The organism is Mongoliitalea sp. (assembly GCF_054166905.1).
In genome coordinates, this window is sequence record NZ_JBSZCK010000028.1 from 63,488 (window position 1) to 82,158 (window position 18,671).

12 protein-coding genes are annotated in these 18,671 nt (G+C 40.7%); 1 reads left to right on the top strand and 11 read right to left on the bottom strand.

From position 1 onward, the window contains the following. Nucleotides 1–87 precede the first annotated feature (87 nt). A complete protein-coding gene (locus tag ACXIUD_RS10640) occupies nucleotides 88–1,095 on the top strand; it encodes an SMP-30/gluconolactonase/LRE family protein (protein WP_458052617.1) in 1,008 nt (335 codons plus the stop codon). A gap of 36 nt (nucleotides 1,096–1,131) precedes the next feature. Here ACXIUD_RS10640 and ACXIUD_RS10645 read toward each other — a convergent pair whose 3' ends face one another. The 11 genes from ACXIUD_RS10645 to ACXIUD_RS10695 all read right to left on the bottom strand — a co-directional run bounded on the left by ACXIUD_RS10645 (nucleotide 1,132) and on the right by ACXIUD_RS10695 (nucleotide 18,519). Then, a complete protein-coding gene (locus ACXIUD_RS10645) occupies nucleotides 1,132–2,046 on the bottom strand; it encodes a hypothetical protein (protein WP_458052618.1) in 915 nt (304 codons plus the stop codon). A 354-nt stretch (nucleotides 2,047–2,400) separates the two neighbouring features. After that, the gene (locus ACXIUD_RS10650; RefSeq protein WP_458052619.1) at nucleotides 2,401–4,824 is read right to left on the bottom strand and encodes a prolyl oligopeptidase family serine peptidase; all 2,424 of its coding nucleotides are present in this window, start codon (nucleotides 4,822–4,824) and stop codon (nucleotides 2,401–2,403) included. A gap of 151 nt (nucleotides 4,825–4,975) precedes the next feature. Next, the gene (locus ACXIUD_RS10655) at nucleotides 4,976–5,173 is read right to left on the bottom strand and encodes a CsbD family protein (protein WP_458052620.1); all 198 of its coding nucleotides are present in this window, start codon (nucleotides 5,171–5,173) and stop codon (nucleotides 4,976–4,978) included. Between the two features lie 174 nt (nucleotides 5,174–5,347). After that, nucleotides 5,348–7,942: a hypothetical protein gene (locus tag ACXIUD_RS10660; RefSeq protein ID WP_458052621.1), complete on the bottom strand. Its 2,595-nt coding sequence runs from the start codon at nucleotides 7,940–7,942 to the stop codon at nucleotides 5,348–5,350. A gap of 109 nt (nucleotides 7,943–8,051) precedes the next feature. Further along, complete coding sequence (locus ACXIUD_RS10665) at nucleotides 8,052–10,598, bottom strand: hypothetical protein (RefSeq protein WP_458052622.1); 2,547 nt, start codon at nucleotides 10,596–10,598, stop codon at nucleotides 8,052–8,054. Nucleotides 10,599–10,764: 166 nt separating this feature from the next. Further along, nucleotides 10,765–11,217, bottom strand: coding sequence for a hypothetical protein (locus ACXIUD_RS10670; RefSeq protein WP_458052623.1), 453 nt, complete (start codon nucleotides 11,215–11,217; stop codon nucleotides 10,765–10,767). Between the two features lie 76 nt (nucleotides 11,218–11,293). Next, nucleotides 11,294–14,503, bottom strand: coding sequence for a CHAT domain-containing protein (locus tag ACXIUD_RS10675; RefSeq protein ID WP_458052624.1), 3,210 nt, complete (start codon nucleotides 14,501–14,503; stop codon nucleotides 11,294–11,296). Continuing rightward, nucleotides 14,500–15,240: a tetratricopeptide repeat protein gene (locus tag ACXIUD_RS10680; RefSeq protein ID WP_458052625.1), complete on the bottom strand. Its 741-nt coding sequence runs from the start codon at nucleotides 15,238–15,240 to the stop codon at nucleotides 14,500–14,502. The genes ACXIUD_RS10675 and ACXIUD_RS10680 overlap by 4 nt, the downstream gene beginning before the upstream one ends. Then, nucleotides 15,233–15,808, bottom strand: a complete 576-nt coding sequence (locus tag ACXIUD_RS10685) for an RNA polymerase sigma factor (RefSeq protein ID WP_458052626.1) — start codon at nucleotides 15,806–15,808, stop codon at nucleotides 15,233–15,235. The genes ACXIUD_RS10680 and ACXIUD_RS10685 overlap by 8 nt, the downstream gene beginning before the upstream one ends. Before the next feature lie 423 nt (nucleotides 15,809–16,231). Continuing rightward, the gene (locus ACXIUD_RS10690) at nucleotides 16,232–16,855 is read right to left on the bottom strand and encodes a hypothetical protein (protein ID WP_458052627.1); all 624 of its coding nucleotides are present in this window, start codon (nucleotides 16,853–16,855) and stop codon (nucleotides 16,232–16,234) included. Further along, the gene (locus ACXIUD_RS10695; RefSeq protein ID WP_458052628.1) at nucleotides 16,852–18,519 is read right to left on the bottom strand and encodes a hypothetical protein; all 1,668 of its coding nucleotides are present in this window, start codon (nucleotides 18,517–18,519) and stop codon (nucleotides 16,852–16,854) included. Before ACXIUD_RS10695 ends, ACXIUD_RS10690 begins: the two co-directional genes overlap by 4 nt. Nucleotides 18,520–18,671 lie beyond the last annotated feature (152 nt).

Sequence of the window (18,671 nt, forward strand, 5' to 3'; positions counted from 1 at the left end):
ATATACCTATCCATCACCAATCAAATGAACGGTTGATGACTGATTCTATACAATAATATTTAAATTCGTTGAAAACAGTAGCAGAACATGCACAGAATTATCCCTTTTATCATCGTTCTTCCACTTTTGATGGTGGGTTGCACCACTTCACCAAAACAAATAAAGGAAAATGCCTTTATTGAGATCTTCGATGATCGTACATTGGCACTGGTAGACAGCACAGCTAGATTTGAAATTCTCGCTGAAGGCTTCTCTTGGACGGAAGGTCCACTTTGGATGGAAAGTGAGCAAGCGCTGATTTTTTCCGACATTCCCCAAAACTCCATTTTCAAAATAGACAACAAGGGAGCATTAAGCCTCTACCTGAATCCATCCGGTTATACAGGTTCGGATGTAAGAGGAGGGGAGACTGGCTCCAATGGACTGCTTCTTGACCCTGAAGGAAAGTTGGTGCTTTGTCAACATGGGGATAGGAGGATGGCCCGCATGGTCGGTCCAATCCAAACACCACAGCCCATCTTCGAAACGCTTGTGGATAACTTTGATGACAAGAGACTTAATAGCCCCAATGATGCTGTGTACGGCAAGGATGGAAACTTATATTTCACGGACCCACCTTATGGGCTGGAATTGGGTGAAGTTGACCCCAACAAAGAATTAAACTTTCATGGAATCTATTGCTTCAAAAAATCTGGGGAATTAATTCTTTTGGACAGCATTTCAAGACCTAATGGTCTAGCTTTTAGTCCTGATGGGAAGGTTCTGTATGTGGCTAACTCGGACCCTAAGCATGCGGTTTGGTATCGCTACGACGTAAGTGATGATGGACTTATCCACAATAGAAGCGTATTTTTTGATGCAAGTGAGTATGTAGGCAAACCAGATTTCAAGGGACTTCCTGATGGACTGAAAGTTCACAGTTCTGGAGTGATTTTCGCCACAGGTCCTGGAGGTGCATGGGTTTTTGATGCAGATGGGACTGTTTTGGCAAGGTTGAGGACAGGAGAGGCTACTTCTAATTGCGACTTATCCACAGACGAAAAAGCCATCTATCTAACAGCCCATAGTTACATCTTAAAGCTTCACTTGAAGTGAGAGATTTATGATATAGGGATTATGCATGTAAATTCTCTAGCGGGCAAGACGAAATCTCATACCTTCAATTTTGTGGATAACTTCACCTTCATGATTCATGGCTATGAAGTCTATACTTCCTTCAATTACCTGTCTTTCATTCAGCAAAAACTTCCGATCAATTGTGAAAGTCCCGCTTGTTTGAAACTCGAGCCATTCTTCTTCTATTTCAAATGGTCGTTGATCTGCCCTAAAGGGTCCAATAAACTTTCGTAAGGCAACTTTATCCAACAAATCGGTATCGGAAAATGTAATTCGACCGATAGGATAATCCCAAATATTATCTGCAGTTCTAAATAAAATGCGGTAACCATTATTTGAATGGAACCAATGATGCTGTACCTTACTATCATTTTGGCTCCAATGATTTTTAATGTTTACAAAATAAAAATCATCTGTGCGAACATACATTCGATTAGGAACAAAACTACAAGGAATTGTAGAAAGATTTTCTATAGAAATATCAGCATTTAGCTCAATGGAATCAGCATTATTAAACTCTTCAAAAAGCCTTCCTTCGAATCCAAAAACCAGTGTGCCTAGTTGAGGATTGTATGAAAAGTTTTTAATCTCAAATGTTGAAGCCGGGCTGAAGGTTTGCGGCCAGTACATTTTTGGATTTGAACTGTTTAACGAATAATCATTCCCTATGAAATATACTTCCTTTAAATAACCTTCCTTGGTCAAGTTTAACCGTAACTTGTATTCTTTTCTATCCTTATCGAGGTAATCCAAACTCAAAAATATACTTTCACAGTTTTCATTGGCGACTATTGCGCTTTCAGGAAGCCTAACCGTTACACCGTCAACGGTAAGATTAAATTGATTGAGAGGCAAAGAATCATCCTGACGGTCCATGCATCCGAACAAAAAGACGCCTAAAAATCCCAATACATATTTTGAAAACCGCATACTGTTTAAGTTTTTAGTAAAGCTATAATACATTTGCAAGTAAACCAACTAAAAAGCTAAAATTACAATCAAAGGCCCGTGGATACCATGTTACAATTACCCAAAAGGTTTAGCCTACGGTTAAAAAATTGCATAAGGGTGAACGAAACTAACCGCCGATTGAATCAATCGGTGGTTTTTTATTTTTTGAACAATAAAAAAGACCTTCAGGGCTCAGCACCCCAAAGGTCTAATTTCAAGCGACTCGACTCTATACTCTTTTTCTTGATTACATGGATTCCCAAATCAAGCGATATCCTTAGGATTTTACATATATCAAAAAAGTCTAAACTCTCGCTTCTCGCATCTAATCTCTTATTGTCTATTCTTCACATATTTCTCCAACCACTCATGCTGCTCCCATAGGGTATGCAAAATAGATTCTTTGGCAGCATACCCATGGCTTTCATGCGGTAAAAACACCAAACGGGTTGTCGCTCCATGTCCTTTCAAAGCATTGTAGTAACGCTCAGATTGGATTGGGAAGGTTCCTGAGTTATTATCTGCCTCTCCATGAATCAATAAAATTGGAGTTTTCACTTTATTTGCATGCATAAATGGAGACATGTTGCTATACACCTCCGGAGCTTCCCAAATGGTACGCTGCTCATATTGGAATCCAAATGGAGTCAGGGTTCGGTTATAAGCACCACTTCGAGCAATCCCAGCTGCGAATAAATTCGAATGGGAAAGTAAATTAGCTGTCATGAATGCACCGTAAGAGTGTCCTCCCACTGCAATTCTATTTCTATCTCCAATACCCGTGCTTACAATGTAATCAATTGCAGCTTCAGCATTAGCCACCAATTGCTCTAAGAAGAAATCATTGGGCTCGTCATCCCCTTCGCCTACAATTGGCATTTCGGTTTGGTCCATAATCGCATAACCCTGAGTCACCCAATAAATCGGTGAACCCCAATTTAATCGGGTAAAGGTATATTGAGAGCCTCTTACCTGGGCAGCAACTGCCGCTGATTTGTACTCACGTGGATAAGCCCACATCACCACCGGCAAAGGACCATCTTTTGCAGCATCATATCCTTCTGGCGTGTATACTATTGCAGAAAGATCCAAGCCATCATTTCTCTTATATTTTACCAATTGCTTGTTGATCCCTTTGATCGATTCAAACGGATGGGCAAATTCTGTGATTTGTCTTGGTGCAATTCTTCTTCTGGTATTGACCAACCAGTAGTTCGGTTGAATATCTGTACTTTCTTTCAATGTAATAAATTCAGTTGCATCAGCATTCAATACCTTTGTAACACGCTCATAAAATGGCGCCTGAGACCTCCATAAGATTCTTTCTGTTTTGGTTTTGACATTGTATGCAGAAAGGTAAGGCATGCTTCCTTCCGGAGAACCACCCTCGGAAGTCATGAATACATCATCTCCTTTTCTTAACAATACACTTCTACCATAATCATTGGTCGTAAACACAGGGCTACCCGGATCATTGTAAATATCATCGGAGGAACGCTCAATAATAACAGAACCTTTTTGACCTGGTTTAGATGGGTTGATCAAACTGATTCGCTGTTGACGGGTTGCAGACCAACGCTCACTCAGCAAAGCAAAATTATCATCTGACCAAAAGATACCACCAAATCGATACCCGATTTTAGCTAATACGGTAGGCTCTGCATTGAAGGGTGCATCCAGCGTGTACACGATTTCACGGTCTTCCATCTTTACACGTCCATCACCACCATCCTGTGCTTCTACCCATACCAAGGTTGCAGGCTTATCTGCTCTCCAACTGATTGCTCTCTTTCCTGTAGATACAGCATCGAAACCAGTTGGTCTCACCTCTGCCAATGGAATTTCAGCAATGGTAGTCACCTTGTTGCCTTTGATATCCCAGATTTCTACGTCATAAGGAAATGCACTTACAGGGACTAGATAAGAAAATGGCTTTTTTACATAATTGATGCGGATATACTGACCGTCAGGAGAAAGGTTCATGTTGGAAATCAAACCCGCATTAGCCAAAGGAGTGGTAGCACCATTCAAGTCCAATAACATCAATTGAGAATTCATAAAATACTCAAATACATCCTCATCGTATGCATTGGTCAATAGATCTTGATAGGTTCGGGAAGGAGCTGCATTTCCACTCGTCTCTTGAATGGTAGGACCTACCGGAGCCAAAGGTGCTTTCGGATAGTTTCCTCTTCTAGGATTGATCGCACGGTATACAATCTTGTTGTCAGGTGTCCAAGACATATCTATCCCTCCTACACCATTCACATTTTCTTGTGTAAGCTGTTTAGCCTCCATGGTAGAAAGGTCAACCAGCCACAAGGAAATTCCAGTATTGGTCGTATTGGTTAAAGCAATGTATTTTTCATCATTAGACAGTGAAAATGATCCCAATCTAGGGTTTTCAGGCAATCCACTAATGCGCTTTTCCTCACCAGAACGGGTATTTTTGATAATAACATTTTCAAAAGAACCCGATCTGCTTGGCCCATTGGTTGCAGGATTGATTCGAATACCTGCGAGACGCAATTCAGGTTGAGCTAGCTCTTCAATAGAGGGATTGCCCGAGCGCTCTAACAACAACATAAATTCCCCCGATCTACTAAAACTCACGGAGGGGGTGGGGGATGCATTCACTAAGTCTGCAATTTCTTTAGGGGGCGTTTGGTAAGTTAGAGACTGCTGCGCCTCAGCAATTCCCAAGGATAGAAAGCAAAAACATGCAATCGAAAGTCCTATTCTGTAAATTTTCTTCATGATAAACGATAGAAATCTGTTTAGCCCTCAATATACAACAATCTGAAAAATTCTAAATTCTCATTTATTTAGATGCTTGGCATCCCTATATAAATGGAAAAAGCCGGGCAAAACCCGGCTTGTACACAATATTTATGAAAGCTTATGCTAATTATTCCTCTTCTTTTCCAAACAAAAACTTGGACAGCTCTTCCTTGGCTGCACCTGTTTTTTGTTGTAGTTTCCCTAAGAGTTGATCTTCCTGACCTTCTGCGTACATCAAATCATCATCCGTTAAGTCCGCATACTTTTCTTTTAACTTTCCCTTCATTTCGTTCCAATTCCCTTTGATTTTCAGTTCTAAAGACATAACAATTTTGTTTTAAGTTTAAAATAAATTTCACTTATACAGGTGCAAAGATCATTCCAAACTCAAGGATTCATATTCGTGAGGGTAGATATATCCTTACATTTGGTTTTCGCTCAATTATCATCAAAAAACCCGAAAGAAAATCCTTCGGGTTCAATGTGAATTGAAAAGCATTTACTTTTTGAGCTTGATTTTGATTTCAGCCATTCCACCGTATGAGTTGTAATCGGCTACAGTTTGTGCAAGCCTGTCACTGAAATCACATTGATTACAATCCAATACCGCTCTTGTTATAAATACGCCAATCTGATCTTCAGGAAATGTTCCTTCCCAAGTATCAGACCCATTGATATATTGCCCAATTAGGTTAGCATGAGTACCATTTGCATTCCAAGTAAAGGTCCTAAACAGCCAAGATAATTGTCTTTTGAACCCATAGGTTTTAACGGTATAGGATTCATGATTGTCCTCTTTTGCAAACACTGCTGTATGCCATACACTATATCCCACACTGATTCCCTGAGACCCTCCTTGTGCTGTATAGGGTTTTGGGGTTCTTAAATAGGTGATTGGAGTAAAGGGGATGTGGATAATTTTATAATTGTCATCATTTTCGATTTTGACTTTACCTTCAGCAGTATGGTATTTGAACCATTCACCTCCATCCTTTCTTCTCATGTAAACATCAACCTTCAGGTTTTCTTCTGCTTTTTCTACATCCTCATCCAATGCTTGATAAATGATTCTCGGATTTCTGGTCGTAGCATTGGTCATGCTACCATCAAACTTCCCATAAAGACCAGGAGTGGACCATTCGTATTTGTAATCAAAACTACTGGCATTTTCAAATGCATCTCCATTTGCCCATTCAATATATAAGGCAAGTTTTTGCTTTTCTTTACCGACTAAAGTAACCCCATCAGGCTTTATTTCTAATCGGGCAGGTTTTACCGAAACTGTGGCTGTTGCTTCTCCGATCTTGGTCTCATTTGGCCCTTGCTTCACAAAAGCCTCCACTTTGATGGATTCTACTGCACCATCGGGAATATTAGATCCCTCCGCTCTATAAGTCACTGTCTTCTGCCCATTTTCGAATGACTTCCCGTTGTTACCCAAGTTGTCCCGGATATTTCCGTAAGTTCCGGTAGTGGACCATTTATAAAGAAAAGCCTGTCCGGCGCTGAGTTCGGTTTTGGTCTCCACGGTAAATTGTTTGTTGGTGAAAACTGTAACGGATGTTTCTTCGGGCAATAATTTAATGTCATGTTCCCGTGCGGTTACCAAAAACTGCTCTATGGGCAAGGCGTTGGTAAGATGGGCGATCATTCTTCCTGCGTCCCACGCTGTCAGCGCGGCCTCTATCAGTTCAAAGGCTTTCTGAAACTTGGCAATGTTCCTCTTGGTCTGTAGTTCCCTGTCGTCATAAAAGTTGCCAAACTCAGGTTCTTTGGCATATTTGGAATAAATCATATCCATCAATTTTCCACTGAGCTGGCCTGCAACCGCATCTTTTGTCGGATTGAAGATCAACTCTTCCAATGTCTGTTTCAAGGCATCCCTATACTTTCCCTCCTCGACTTTGGCCAGGATTTCAGGGTATTCCTTTATGAATGTTGTCGTTATTGAATTCATCAGGTCCATAGGCCAAGCATCATCTCCTTCTACCTTTAGGTTTTTATTGATGATGAATGTGACTGCAGGTAGCAAAGCTTCTTTGAAAAATGTCTCCAAGGCGAGCTCCTTGTACTTTTCCAACTCCGTCGTGGTCATTCTACTTTGTTCAAAGTTATTGAAAGTAGGGCCTACTATCCTCACTGCATATTCAGCTTCGGATTCATTCGCTCCCAGTGGAATGGACACAGGCCCGGTCTCCTTCATGAAAACTTCCAAACCGTTACCTGCCAGGTGATCTGTCAGTACTCCCATGGTCCCTCCGGATTTATTGGCTGCATCTATTGCCTTTTCACTGAATATGGCGGGGCTCTGCGATGGATTGAAGCTGTTGGATTTGATCAATTCTGTTTTCGTGCCTTCTTTGTCCTTGAAAGAAAGCTTGTACAAATAAGCATAGGCCACACGCAGGTATTGGTTTCTGATCATTACCGACTGGAAATCATTTTCAAAAACCTGTATCCCGCTTTTGTACCCTGTTGGGCTTACATTGATCTGTCTGGCTCTAATGTCTATTTCCTCCCCCTTTTCATAGAAGGGTTTTACAAAGTCTTCCAAAGACGGCAGATACCTTTCAGTCTCAAATAGCTTGTGATCGCTTACATAAAGCTCAGCCAATTTCTTTTTGAACTCATCCATTCCCGGAAGACTTGCTGCCTCATCGGGGTATTTTTCCTTAACAGATGAAGGAAGGGTAAAGCCACCGAGGCCTATGAAGGCCAAGGCTTCTGCTGAAGACTGTATGCTTAGCGTTTTGTTTTTGTCGCTGATAAAACCCAGTAAAATTATATTGTCGTCCTTGTCCTGAAGAAAGGCCAGCTGGCTTTTTCCCTGGGTAACAAAAACCTTGGAAGAGTTCCCTACTAAAGGAAATTCTTTCAATCCACCTATGACTTTTGACCCGCTAAGGTCGGGGTTGACCCCTTCCGGAAAGAGTACCGTAATTTCCAAGGTAGGCAGGTTGACTGGATTTTGCGGTTGAGGGCCTGGGTCCGGGTTTTCTGTAATAGGCGTTGTTCCGGGTTCTTCCACATCTTTGCAGGCAATCATCGCCAAAAATGCCATCAGGAAAATTAGCAGGGTAGATTTCAGTTTCATGTTTGTAAAGGGTTGATGTTATGTATTCACATCGAATATTTGAAAAAATGTCATCAAAAAACCCGAAGGATTTTTCCTTCGGGTTTTGGATGATTCTGAAAATACACACCTATTTCTTCAATTTGATTTTAACTTCTACCATGCCACCAAATTCCTGTAGCGCAGCCGCCCCCCTTACCATGTTTTCAGCAGAAGCTGCACCGTTATGAAGGTAATATATACCAATTACATTATCAGGCATTTTATCAATGTACCAAGACGCAGATAATTGTCTATTCAAATTAATTCTATTTGGAGGACCATTTTCTGCTTTCCATGAAAAAGTTCTACCTTCTGAAACCGGAATTGTGGATTTTTTATATCCATAAAATCTAGCAGTGAATTTTTCATAGTTTTCATCTTGCGGAAAACTTGCATGAAGAAAGTTGCTTCCTCCTCCATGTTGACTTGTAGCACTTTTGGATGTGAATACAGTCAAAGGGATTTGTAGGATTTTATAATTGTCATCATTTTCGATTTTGACTTTACCTTCAGCAGTATGGTATTTGAACCATTCACCTCCATCCTTTCTTCTCATGTAAACATCAACCTTCAGGTTTTCTTCTGCTTTTTCTACATCCTCATCCAACGCTTGATAAATAATTCTCGGATTTCTGGTCGTGGCATTGGTCATGCTCCCATCAAATTTCCCATACCGTCCGGGAGTGGACCATTCGTATTTGTAATCAAAACTACTGGCATTTTCAAATGCATCTCCATTTGCCCATTCAATATATAAGGCAAGTTTTTGCTTTTCTTTACCGACTAAAGTAACCCCATCTGGCTTTATTTCTAGTCGGGCAGGTTTTACCGAAACTGTCGCAGTGGCTTCTCCGATCTTGGTCTCGTTTGGCCCTTGCTTTACAAAAGCTTGCACTGTGATCGTTTCAGTTGCGCCATCAGGAATATTGGATCCCTCCGCTCGATAGGTCACCGTCTTTTGACCATTTTCAAATGATTTTCCATTATTTCCTAAGTTGTCTCTGATATTTCCGTAAGTTCCAGAGGTGGACCATTTGTAGAGAAATGCCTGGCCGTCTCCCAACTCCGTTTTTGTCTCCACGGTAAAGTCCTGGTTGGTAAACACAGTTACTGAGGCTTGATTGGGTGATAGCTTGATATCATGCTGTCTTGAGACTACCTTAAACTCTTCCAATGAATTGGATCGAACAATATGATACGTGAAGCGGGCCACATCTGTCGCCAAAATCACATTATCGACTACATTCATCAACCGCAAAGCCTGATTGGTCTTTTCATTGACCTGAGTCGGAGAATCTACAAAAGCACCTGGATCTTGTGTTTTGGCTACACCTGACATGAATGCTTTTACCAAGTCTTGCCAATCCCCCCTCTTAGAATCGTACATCGTCCATAAAAACTCTTTTAGGGCTACCTTAAACTCCCCCTTCTCAATAAATTCACTTATTGCCGGTTCTGCTGCAATAAGTTCTTCTGCTGCCTTCACAAAACCTTCAAAATTCTGGCGGAATGGTTTCTCTCCCTTTTTGGTTTCATAGCCAATCGCTGCCGACATGACCGGCAACAAAAAATCAAGCGTAAAGGTCTCCAACATCAGACGGTTCCATTTTGACTTTTCAGCATTGGTCATCCTAACCGGGCCATTGGGGTAGTCCATGATTCCAGGACCAATGATTCTCAACCGATACGTAGCCTCTGATTCATTTTCAGCCAATGGAATATTTACAGGATCCGAAACCGTCTCCACAAACTCCATCCCACTCCCCGAAACCCAATCTGTCAATACTCCCAAAAAACTCTGTACTGCCAAGGTGGGAACAATGGAAAACTCTTTCTTGGCCTGTTCTCCGCCTCCTATGCTTGGTAAGAGTACAGTCTCATTCCCCTCTTTATTCTTGAATGCAGTCTTGTACAAAAATGCATGGGTTCTCCTTCGAAAGCGGTTCTTGACTTCTATATTCTGAAAATCTATATCGTAAATCTGTATCCCGCTCTGAACTCCCGTTGGCGAAACGTTGACCTGTCTTGCACGAATATCGATTTCATCTCCCAACTGACCCAATCCTTCGTAAAACTTCACCAAGTCTCCTTGAAGTTGGGCACCTTTTAATAATGTTGGACTCTGTAAAATCCTTGCCTGTACCGCTTCGGAAAACTCCGGAAAACCTGGAAGTTGATCAAAGTTGCCGAAAACTTTCTCATCCAGTTCTGCAGGACCAAAAACAAGGTCTGAGGAAAAATAGGCTAACACCTCGGCAGTACTCGCTGCTGAAACTTCTTTTTGACTGGAATTTACAAAACCCATCAAAAGCACTTCCTCTGCTTCATCCACCAGATAAGCTATCCGAGTCATCCCGCTGGGTATGACTGCATCCGAAGTACCGTCCGAGGTGACCGGCATCCCTGTAAAGCCTGTCACCAAACTCATTTTTCCAAGGTCAAGTGTGCTGTTTGCTGGAAGTTTAACCGAAACAGACAATCTGGGAATGCTAGGGTCAGGCTCTGGTTGAGGATCTTGATCATCGTCAATCGGTTCTTCCACAATCGGCGGAACTTCAGGCTCTTCTACATCTTTACAGGAGTTGACAGCCAGAAAAAAGGCGAAAAACAGGAGGAGGTAAATCTTTGGTTTCATGAGGATAAGGGTTGGATATATCCTTACATCTGGTTTTAATTAAAATGTCATCAAAAAAAAATGAAAAAAACCGATCTATATGGAAGCAACAAATAACGATGAGAAAAAAACGGTGAATTGGCCAGACTAAATTTAACTTAATAAGTGAGCCACATGTTAGTATCAATTAGGGTGTCGGGGTGGGAATTACTGTGACTTCAAGTTTATGGTATTGTCCAGCAACTCGATCAATAAGCGCTTGAAACTCTGCCAACATTTGATTTTTTACAGCTTCTGAAACAGCTATCCCAATATTAGGCGACCCAATAATTACTCTATGATTTACGATATCGTTTTCAATTAAAAGCTGATTTGGTCTCCTTACAAATACATCTGATTTGCTTCCATCTTCTCTCATATTACGAAACTCATATTGTTGCACATTTTCTCGATGTTGGAATGTGGCTTCATAGTAAGGATTGGAAACGTACCAACCGTCAGACATTAACTCTGCTGGCTGCACCAACTTATAGTCAACAATAAACTGAAGCTCATCAATCTTGTCTGGTTCTTCAGTTTCTTGACAAGCAATGAATAACATAAACAGTACAAAGAGGGTGGTCTTTTGGAATTTTTTCATAGTGAACAAAGATTAAATGAAGTGGATATTTATCCATACATTGAAAAATTAGTCTGATGTCATCGAGTTTTTCGAATTATTTTTTCGATATCAATCTTTTGGAAAAAAAGTAAATCGAAAAAAACATAAAGCCCACACCCACCAATATCCAAAAGACCCAAGTAGAATAATTTCCCAACCCATCTATCGGTTCAGGATCCCCGATCAAAATCAAACCCGCCCAATATTGAGGTGAAAGCGTACGTCCATGGGCCGATTCAAGATATTGCAATTTGGCCAGACGGAGTGCTCGATCTTTGGGTAAACCTTCTTTGATATACTGAAGGAAGATTTCAGTAATCTGATTACTGGCTTTTTCATCAATTTTCCACAAACTAGTCAATAAGCTTTCACTGCCTGCATAGGTAAATGCATGACTTAAGGAAATCATGCCTTCACCAGGCTGAAATACGGGCTTGCCTGTCTCACAAGCAGTAAGAATAGCCAGTTTAGCACGTAAATCAGTATTGTAAATTTCGTAAGCGTAGATAGAATTGTCTTCCAAAATCAAACCATCTTGATTAGACTTGGCAAAGATCAGTCGGGAAAATGCTGGGGTCAGGTTATTGGATTCAGCATGTGTGCCTATATGAATGATCTTATGATTCCCTGCTTTTTCCTTAAATACGGAGGGAGTAGATTCATCCAAGACGTAATGCTTACCGCCCAAAGTCTTACTCGCACTTTGTGCAAGACTCAGCGTAAAAGGCTGTGGTAACAAGGAAAGATAGGCCTTGTCAACTTGAGTAGTATCCTTTAAAAATCTACGATAGCGCTCCTTCATATGGTCTACAAAACCGGGAGCAAATGCAATGTAATTGGAGGCTATTTGATGCTGGGTTTTTTGCTGGTTCAGTAAAAGACTGAAGTTATAATAAATATCGTGTTTAGCCAATAAACTTTTCTTTGCAAAATCTTGATAATCATCCGTTTTTTCAGTCAGAAGCATATCAAAACTCAAATTGAATAAAATTCCATCTGGGATAATCAGTACTCTTTCTTGGGTCAATTCATGTGCAAATGGCTCCCAAAGCTGTTTGTACAGCTCATGGCTAAAGGCACAGACTACTTTCATTTCATTCCAGTTCTCCGACAGTTGTTCAATCAAAGAGGATTTAAATGCCAAGGGGTACAAGTTCATTGACCCTTGACTTAATACCATGGCAAACAATTGATCCTCCACAAAAAAATAACGGATAGCTTGCAAGTCTACGGGCACCTGAATTGCCTGCTGCCGCACATTGGCATAGCGTGCTTGATAATAATCGGGATAACGTTCCCTCAAAAGTTGTATAAAAGACTCCCATTCCGATGAGAGCCTCAAAAAGTCTGACAAGGACCTGGACTCTTCCAATTCATCTCTCAAGCTAGCCTTCAGCCGTGCTTCTTGATCAAATACCTGTTTTGGAACACCTTTAAATGCCACGAGCCCAACCTGATTCACTTGAGCACGAATTTTTGCATATACTTCTGATTCTTGCACCGCCAACAAGGCATTTAAATATTCCTCATTGCCGGTTTTTTCATACAGCTCCAATTGAAGTTTTTTGATGAAAGCTAACAGTTCCTGACTTTGACTTTGCAAGACAGAAATATCTTCTGAATTATTGAGTGTATTTTTTCTTCGTTCCAAAGAGGCTTGTGCTTCGGAAAGTTCAGCCAGACTAGCTTGGAGAAAAGAAACACTTTTGACCTGATTGAGGTAGTAGGAGGATTTCACCTGTATCAAAATAGCATAAGGCTTATCAAATTCCACTCTGACTGAGTCCAAATTTCCTTTGGTCTGTTGGATTAAGCTTTGAAATACTTCCAAACTCTCATCCGCAAAGGCTTTTGCCTTTTGGTAATCCTTGAGATTAAAATACACCTCACCAGTCTGCACAAGTTGAGAAAATCCTGCCACTGTGTTTTGGCCTTTGATTCCTTGCACGTAGGAAAGCCCTTTTTGAGCTAGGGCCTTTGCCGTCTCAGGTTCACCATGCAGAGAGAAAAATCGGGCTGCATTTCCTAAAAACTCTAAATATACATAATCGGCCTTATCGCTCAATCCCTTTTGGTAGAATTCATTGGCCAACAAATACTGCTTTTTGGCAAGATCTATAGCTTGTTTTCCCTCATATACTCTTGCCAAGGAACTGTGCGCATCCGCTGCTTGGATGTAAAAGCCTCCCTCCATCTTGGACAACCATTGAATGGCTTCTAATAAATATTTTTCCGCTTGATTAAAATTTTTGAGCAAATTATGTGCCTGGCCGACATGAATCAATGTTTCCACAACTTCCGGATGTCCTTGCTCAAAATGCTTTTGCTTTTCGCGTAGGGTATATTCGTGTAATTGTAATGCCTTTTGATAGTTTCCAACACTCTTGTGTACGGCTGCAAGGTTAGCAGAATTGTAAAACATAGTTAAAAAAGCCCGATTCCATTTCGGGTCACCTTTGCCGTGTTCTAGAAAATATTTATTTAAGTCCAACGCATCATTAACCCTTCTGATACTTTCTTGAGGATTTCCTTTTACATCATATACAGCCGCTAAATTTCCTTGAATCATTGCTTTTCTGTAGTATTGATTAGTAAGGGTAGGACTCATAGTTTCCAGCATTTTGATTCCTTCCAACCAAAAATATTCTGCTGAATCCCATTGTGCTTCATACCAATAGCGGACGCCTAAATCGTTGAGCAGGTTGAATTTACTTTCTTCCGAGGTTCTAGGGTCTGATTCGAAGGCCTGCCATGCTCGAAGTGTGTGCTCTTTAGCTCTATCAGGAGAGCCCATAGAGGTCGCAATTACTCCCAAATTTCGTTCAATCAAGCCCCATTCCTCTCCTCGGTAATCTGGCATTTGATAGGTATATTCCAATGCACGTAGATTTGCATCATAAGCTGCCTGTGTCTTACCTACAGCAATAAAATATGTATGGATTTCAAGATGGGCTTGTCTATGATCTCTCGAAGAGGAAGAGTTATCCACAATGTGTTGAAGCAAACTCTCAGCTGCTTCAAGTCCATCTACAGAGGATCCTTTTTTTTCAGCGATATAGCCAGCGTAAGGAATAAAATAAGAGAGATTGAGGTAATCTTTTTTGGCTTTAAGAGCCTGCGTGTATTGATCAAACAGTAGCTGCGCCTGCCTCACATTATTATCAGATAGCTGAGACTGAATTGCTGCAATCTGTACATCTACAGAATCAACCGATTGATAGCCCATACAAACAATCGCACAGATGAAGAGCAGCAAACGTTTCATTTTTCCTGCAAAGTTTCAAGTAATTGACCTTTCTGAGGATGCTCTGTTTTTTCCAAGCTCATTTTGGCAGCTTCCACTTTTCCCTGCTTCAAATAAACCAAAGCCAAATACCAAAAAGTGTCATTTGTAAACCTTCCCTGCGGTAACTGACTTACCTTTTCAAAATAATCCAACGCTGTACCCGTTTCATTCAATGCTAAGTGAGCAGCGCCTAAGAAATAGTTCAAAGTATCATTTTCAGGCTTTAACTCAAGAATTTGTTGCCAACGGGTCACTGCATCCTTAAAATTTCCAGACTTGTAATCCACCATGGCTCTATCAAACTCGTAATCGCTTTCAGAACTCATGGCTGTGATCAATCCAGGGTCCTCTACATAGTAGGATTCAAATAGGTCTTCATAAATTGTTGAGGTGGGAATTAAAACCCAGACTCCAGCTAAAATTAGCAGTGTGATTACTGCCGCTGCCACCCCAAACCATGGATTCAATCTTTTTACCGGCTTATCTAGCGCTAACTCCGTATCAAACACCTGATGAAACTCTTCCATGGAAGCCCTCAATCCAGCCTCCTCTAGCGCCTCCATCAATCCTTTGACCTCTTGAACCTTGTCCTGGAGGCTGGGGTCAGTCTGCAAAGCAATTTCAAATGATTCCTTTTCCTGTTCAGTTAACTTACCTAGGATATAATTTTCAATTTGCTCAAACTGCTCTTGTGATATGTGATGTTGCTTATTCAAGTTGCTTATTGGTGATAGTTTTCCACTTTTCCTTTAGTTGCTGTATGCACCGATATTTATTATTGCGCGCGGTTGCGCTGGTCCAATTAAATACTGAAGCTATCTGTTCCATGGATTCCTTTAGAAAATAGAAGCGCTTCAATACTTCTTTGCAGGTTTGACCCAAATTCTCAAACTCATGAACAATCCATTGATGCTGTCCCTCTTGAAAATCATCAGTTAGGCTGTCTTCTATAGCTAGATTCGGATGTATCTCTACAATCGAATTGTTTTTGTTAGCTCTCAGTTTATCAAGCCATTTATTCTTTGCAATCTGATATAGAAACCCTGCTATGGCTGTTCCATTTTCGGGTTGAAACTGATCCGATTTGACCTTCTTCCATAGGACTACAAATGCTTCCTGATAGATATCCTTAGCATCATCTGATGTGCCTTTATTTGCCAATACATAGTGTTCTATTTTTTTGTATTGACTGGTATAGAACACCCTCAGAATCGTTGGATCATTACTTTTGATCCCTTGGATGATTTCCTGTTGGCTATATTTCTCAAAAGTGTAGGACTGCATCTTTTTATTTGATGCAGTAATATACAACCTATTGATATTTTGACCAATCTATAAGATGCTTTTACATTCCCGTTTTTCTTTTTCATCGGAAAAAACAGGAAATGTCATCAAGGGATTTTAAAATTGATCAATGTCCTGATAAGTGATTGTTGTAGAAGCCATAGTTTCAAAAATTTGAGCTGCGATGGTATTAAGTGATAGGTTATAGTTTTCTGCGTACCCTGAATTCATCACTACACTGACACAGATGTTGTTAGGCAAAGAAATGGTCAGTGACTGAGACCCTACCCAAAACCCATCATGCCAAAATGCTTGACCCAATGTCGGATGGCTGAGTCTTATGACCCCTTTTCCATAGTTTCCTGAATTACTTAGCGGAGTTCTACGCTGTTGACTTACATTGTCACCCTATTTTAATCTTTTTCAAGAGGCTTCGGATTTAAAAAACACCATGGAAGCAACTCCTGCAAGCATCATCAATCCACCAAAAAGGTAGCGCCAATCCAAACTTTTGGAAGGGTCCTCAATTTGATACGTAAAAATCGTTTTGCCATAAGCATCCTTATCTATTTCTATCGTGTGAGCAGATGGAGGAAAATCTACTACCGTCGTCTGCTGTATCTGACCTCCAAACTCCATAGGACTGTTGACAAACATGTATTGCTTTTCTCCGATTTTTGTGAGGTTGATATCTTTTTCCCCTGTCTCCAAAATTCTTCGGCCTCGTTTGTCCACTTTGGTGACACCATAAGCAGTAAGAGAGAGTTCAAAAGAACGCTCCATATCATTTCTTTCCAATTTAAAATCATCCAAGAAAAAACCAGGCATGCCCTTTTGGATTTCCCGCTTCAAAGCATTGGGGTTGGTACCTGCGGTTGCCAACCACTGCTGCCATTGAGACGCCGTCATTTTTTGCTGAATGAGCATAGCAGCATTTCCGCGCTCATCTACTTTCATATTGATATGTTGATTGATAGCTGTTTGAGCGAATAGCTGTAAACTGCTCAACATGAATAAAATTATCAGGAGAGATTGCTTCGTTTTCATCGGATAGAATTAAAGATTGATGTAAGCGTATTTTGTTGTTGGGCAAATGCATATTCAGGTGAACCAACAGTAATGATCTCAAAACCAGCATTGGTTCTTCGTGATTTGGCAAACCACATAAAATTCCCATTCATATCAGTGGTCACACCAGAAATTTGACCCTGTGCATCACTTTGATAATTGACAACCCCGCCGAGATTACCTATCTGAGCAGTCAGTATGTTCATGGCATCTCTCAAGTTGGAGGCAGGCAAAACAAATTTGCTAATAGATATCAAGCCATCTGGTGAGGCATAGTAGCTCATCAGGCTACTCAAGCCCGACATACTGGGGTCATATTGATTCCAACCATTAGGAATCGTGACCATCAAACTACTCGAACTACTACTAGATTCAGGTCGGATGGTTTCTGTGGGATAAGTAGGTGCTGTAGAATTAGTGCTAGTGTTTGCAGAGGCTAATTGACGCTGCTGAGGAGCCTGAGGAGCGTTAATTTGTTGCTGAGGAGAAAAATTATCAGCGATTTTATCCACTTTTTGCCGCAAAAACTCATCATCTTTCAAACTCATTGGTGTCACACCGGCCATGTTTAATTGATGTATATCTACAATGGTGTACCGAGGATCTCCTTGCATAGTTTTTTGAAAAAACTCCTCTAACTGCTTCATGCCTTGTTCTAATGCTTCTTCGGCAGAAAATATTTTCCCTAATCCCTCACCTCCAATACCTGTCGCTTCTATGGCATAATACTGACCGTTCATCCGAAAACCAGGATAGGCATGTCCTGGAACCAAATAGATAACAGGCTCCAATCCTCCCGCTGACATCATACTCGCATAAAGCAAACTAAGCTCTAGGCACAAACCCGTATTCCCTGTTATAACTTCCCGAGGAAGTCGGTTATGTTGAGAAAGTTTGGAATAATCATTCAAGTTTTCAGGAATCATTTTAGTACCGCTATACACCATATGAGACATTAAAGTAGCCTCGTATATCCCTGTCATAAAACGAACAGCATCTTTAGGGTCTTTACTTACTCCGGCAGCATCTCCTTTCAAAATTTTCTCCTGAACAGTCTGCGTATAATATTTTACAATAGGATCATTCGGTGTAACAAAACATGCCAATAAAGCATCATTGTCATATATATCAGCCCATGAAGCAATTTCTGATTGAGGTACTGATGTAAACATGTAGGTATTGCGGTCTACTATTTTGAAAGCAAAAGACTCTTCTACTTTATCCTTGCTAGTCGCACCTTCCCAGTCTATTTGAATTTCAGCCCGCTCCATGGATTCTGTCATTTTCTCCGTAATTTTTTCATCAAACTTAGGATAACATACTACCGAGGCTGTCTGTCCGGGAATCATTTCACCGATCGTCTCCAAATCCGTCCAATCGATGAAACCTGGTACTCGGTAACGGACCTTTACACCTTCCAAAGTCCCGACCCCTGCGTTTGTCAACAAAACTTTGAAAAGGTAATACTTGCCATTCAGAGCTTCTTCATTTGCATACACCTGATGTGCTGCAGGCATGATATAAGGAGCTGTTTCGACTTTGATCTTCAGATTTCCCTGGACATGAGAGCCCAGAAAAGTATACATAAGGATTCCCACACCTACCAACATCAGCAAAAGACCAACAATTATATTTTTTTTCATACAAGTAAGAGGTTAGGTTTTACTCCATCATCGGCAGAAAAATCAGATGTCATCAAAAGAATATGAGAAATTTGAAATTTGACCTTCAAAAAATGATTGGAATTTGATATAAACCTAAAGCAATTCTTCTTGAGCAAACATTTAAATGCTTA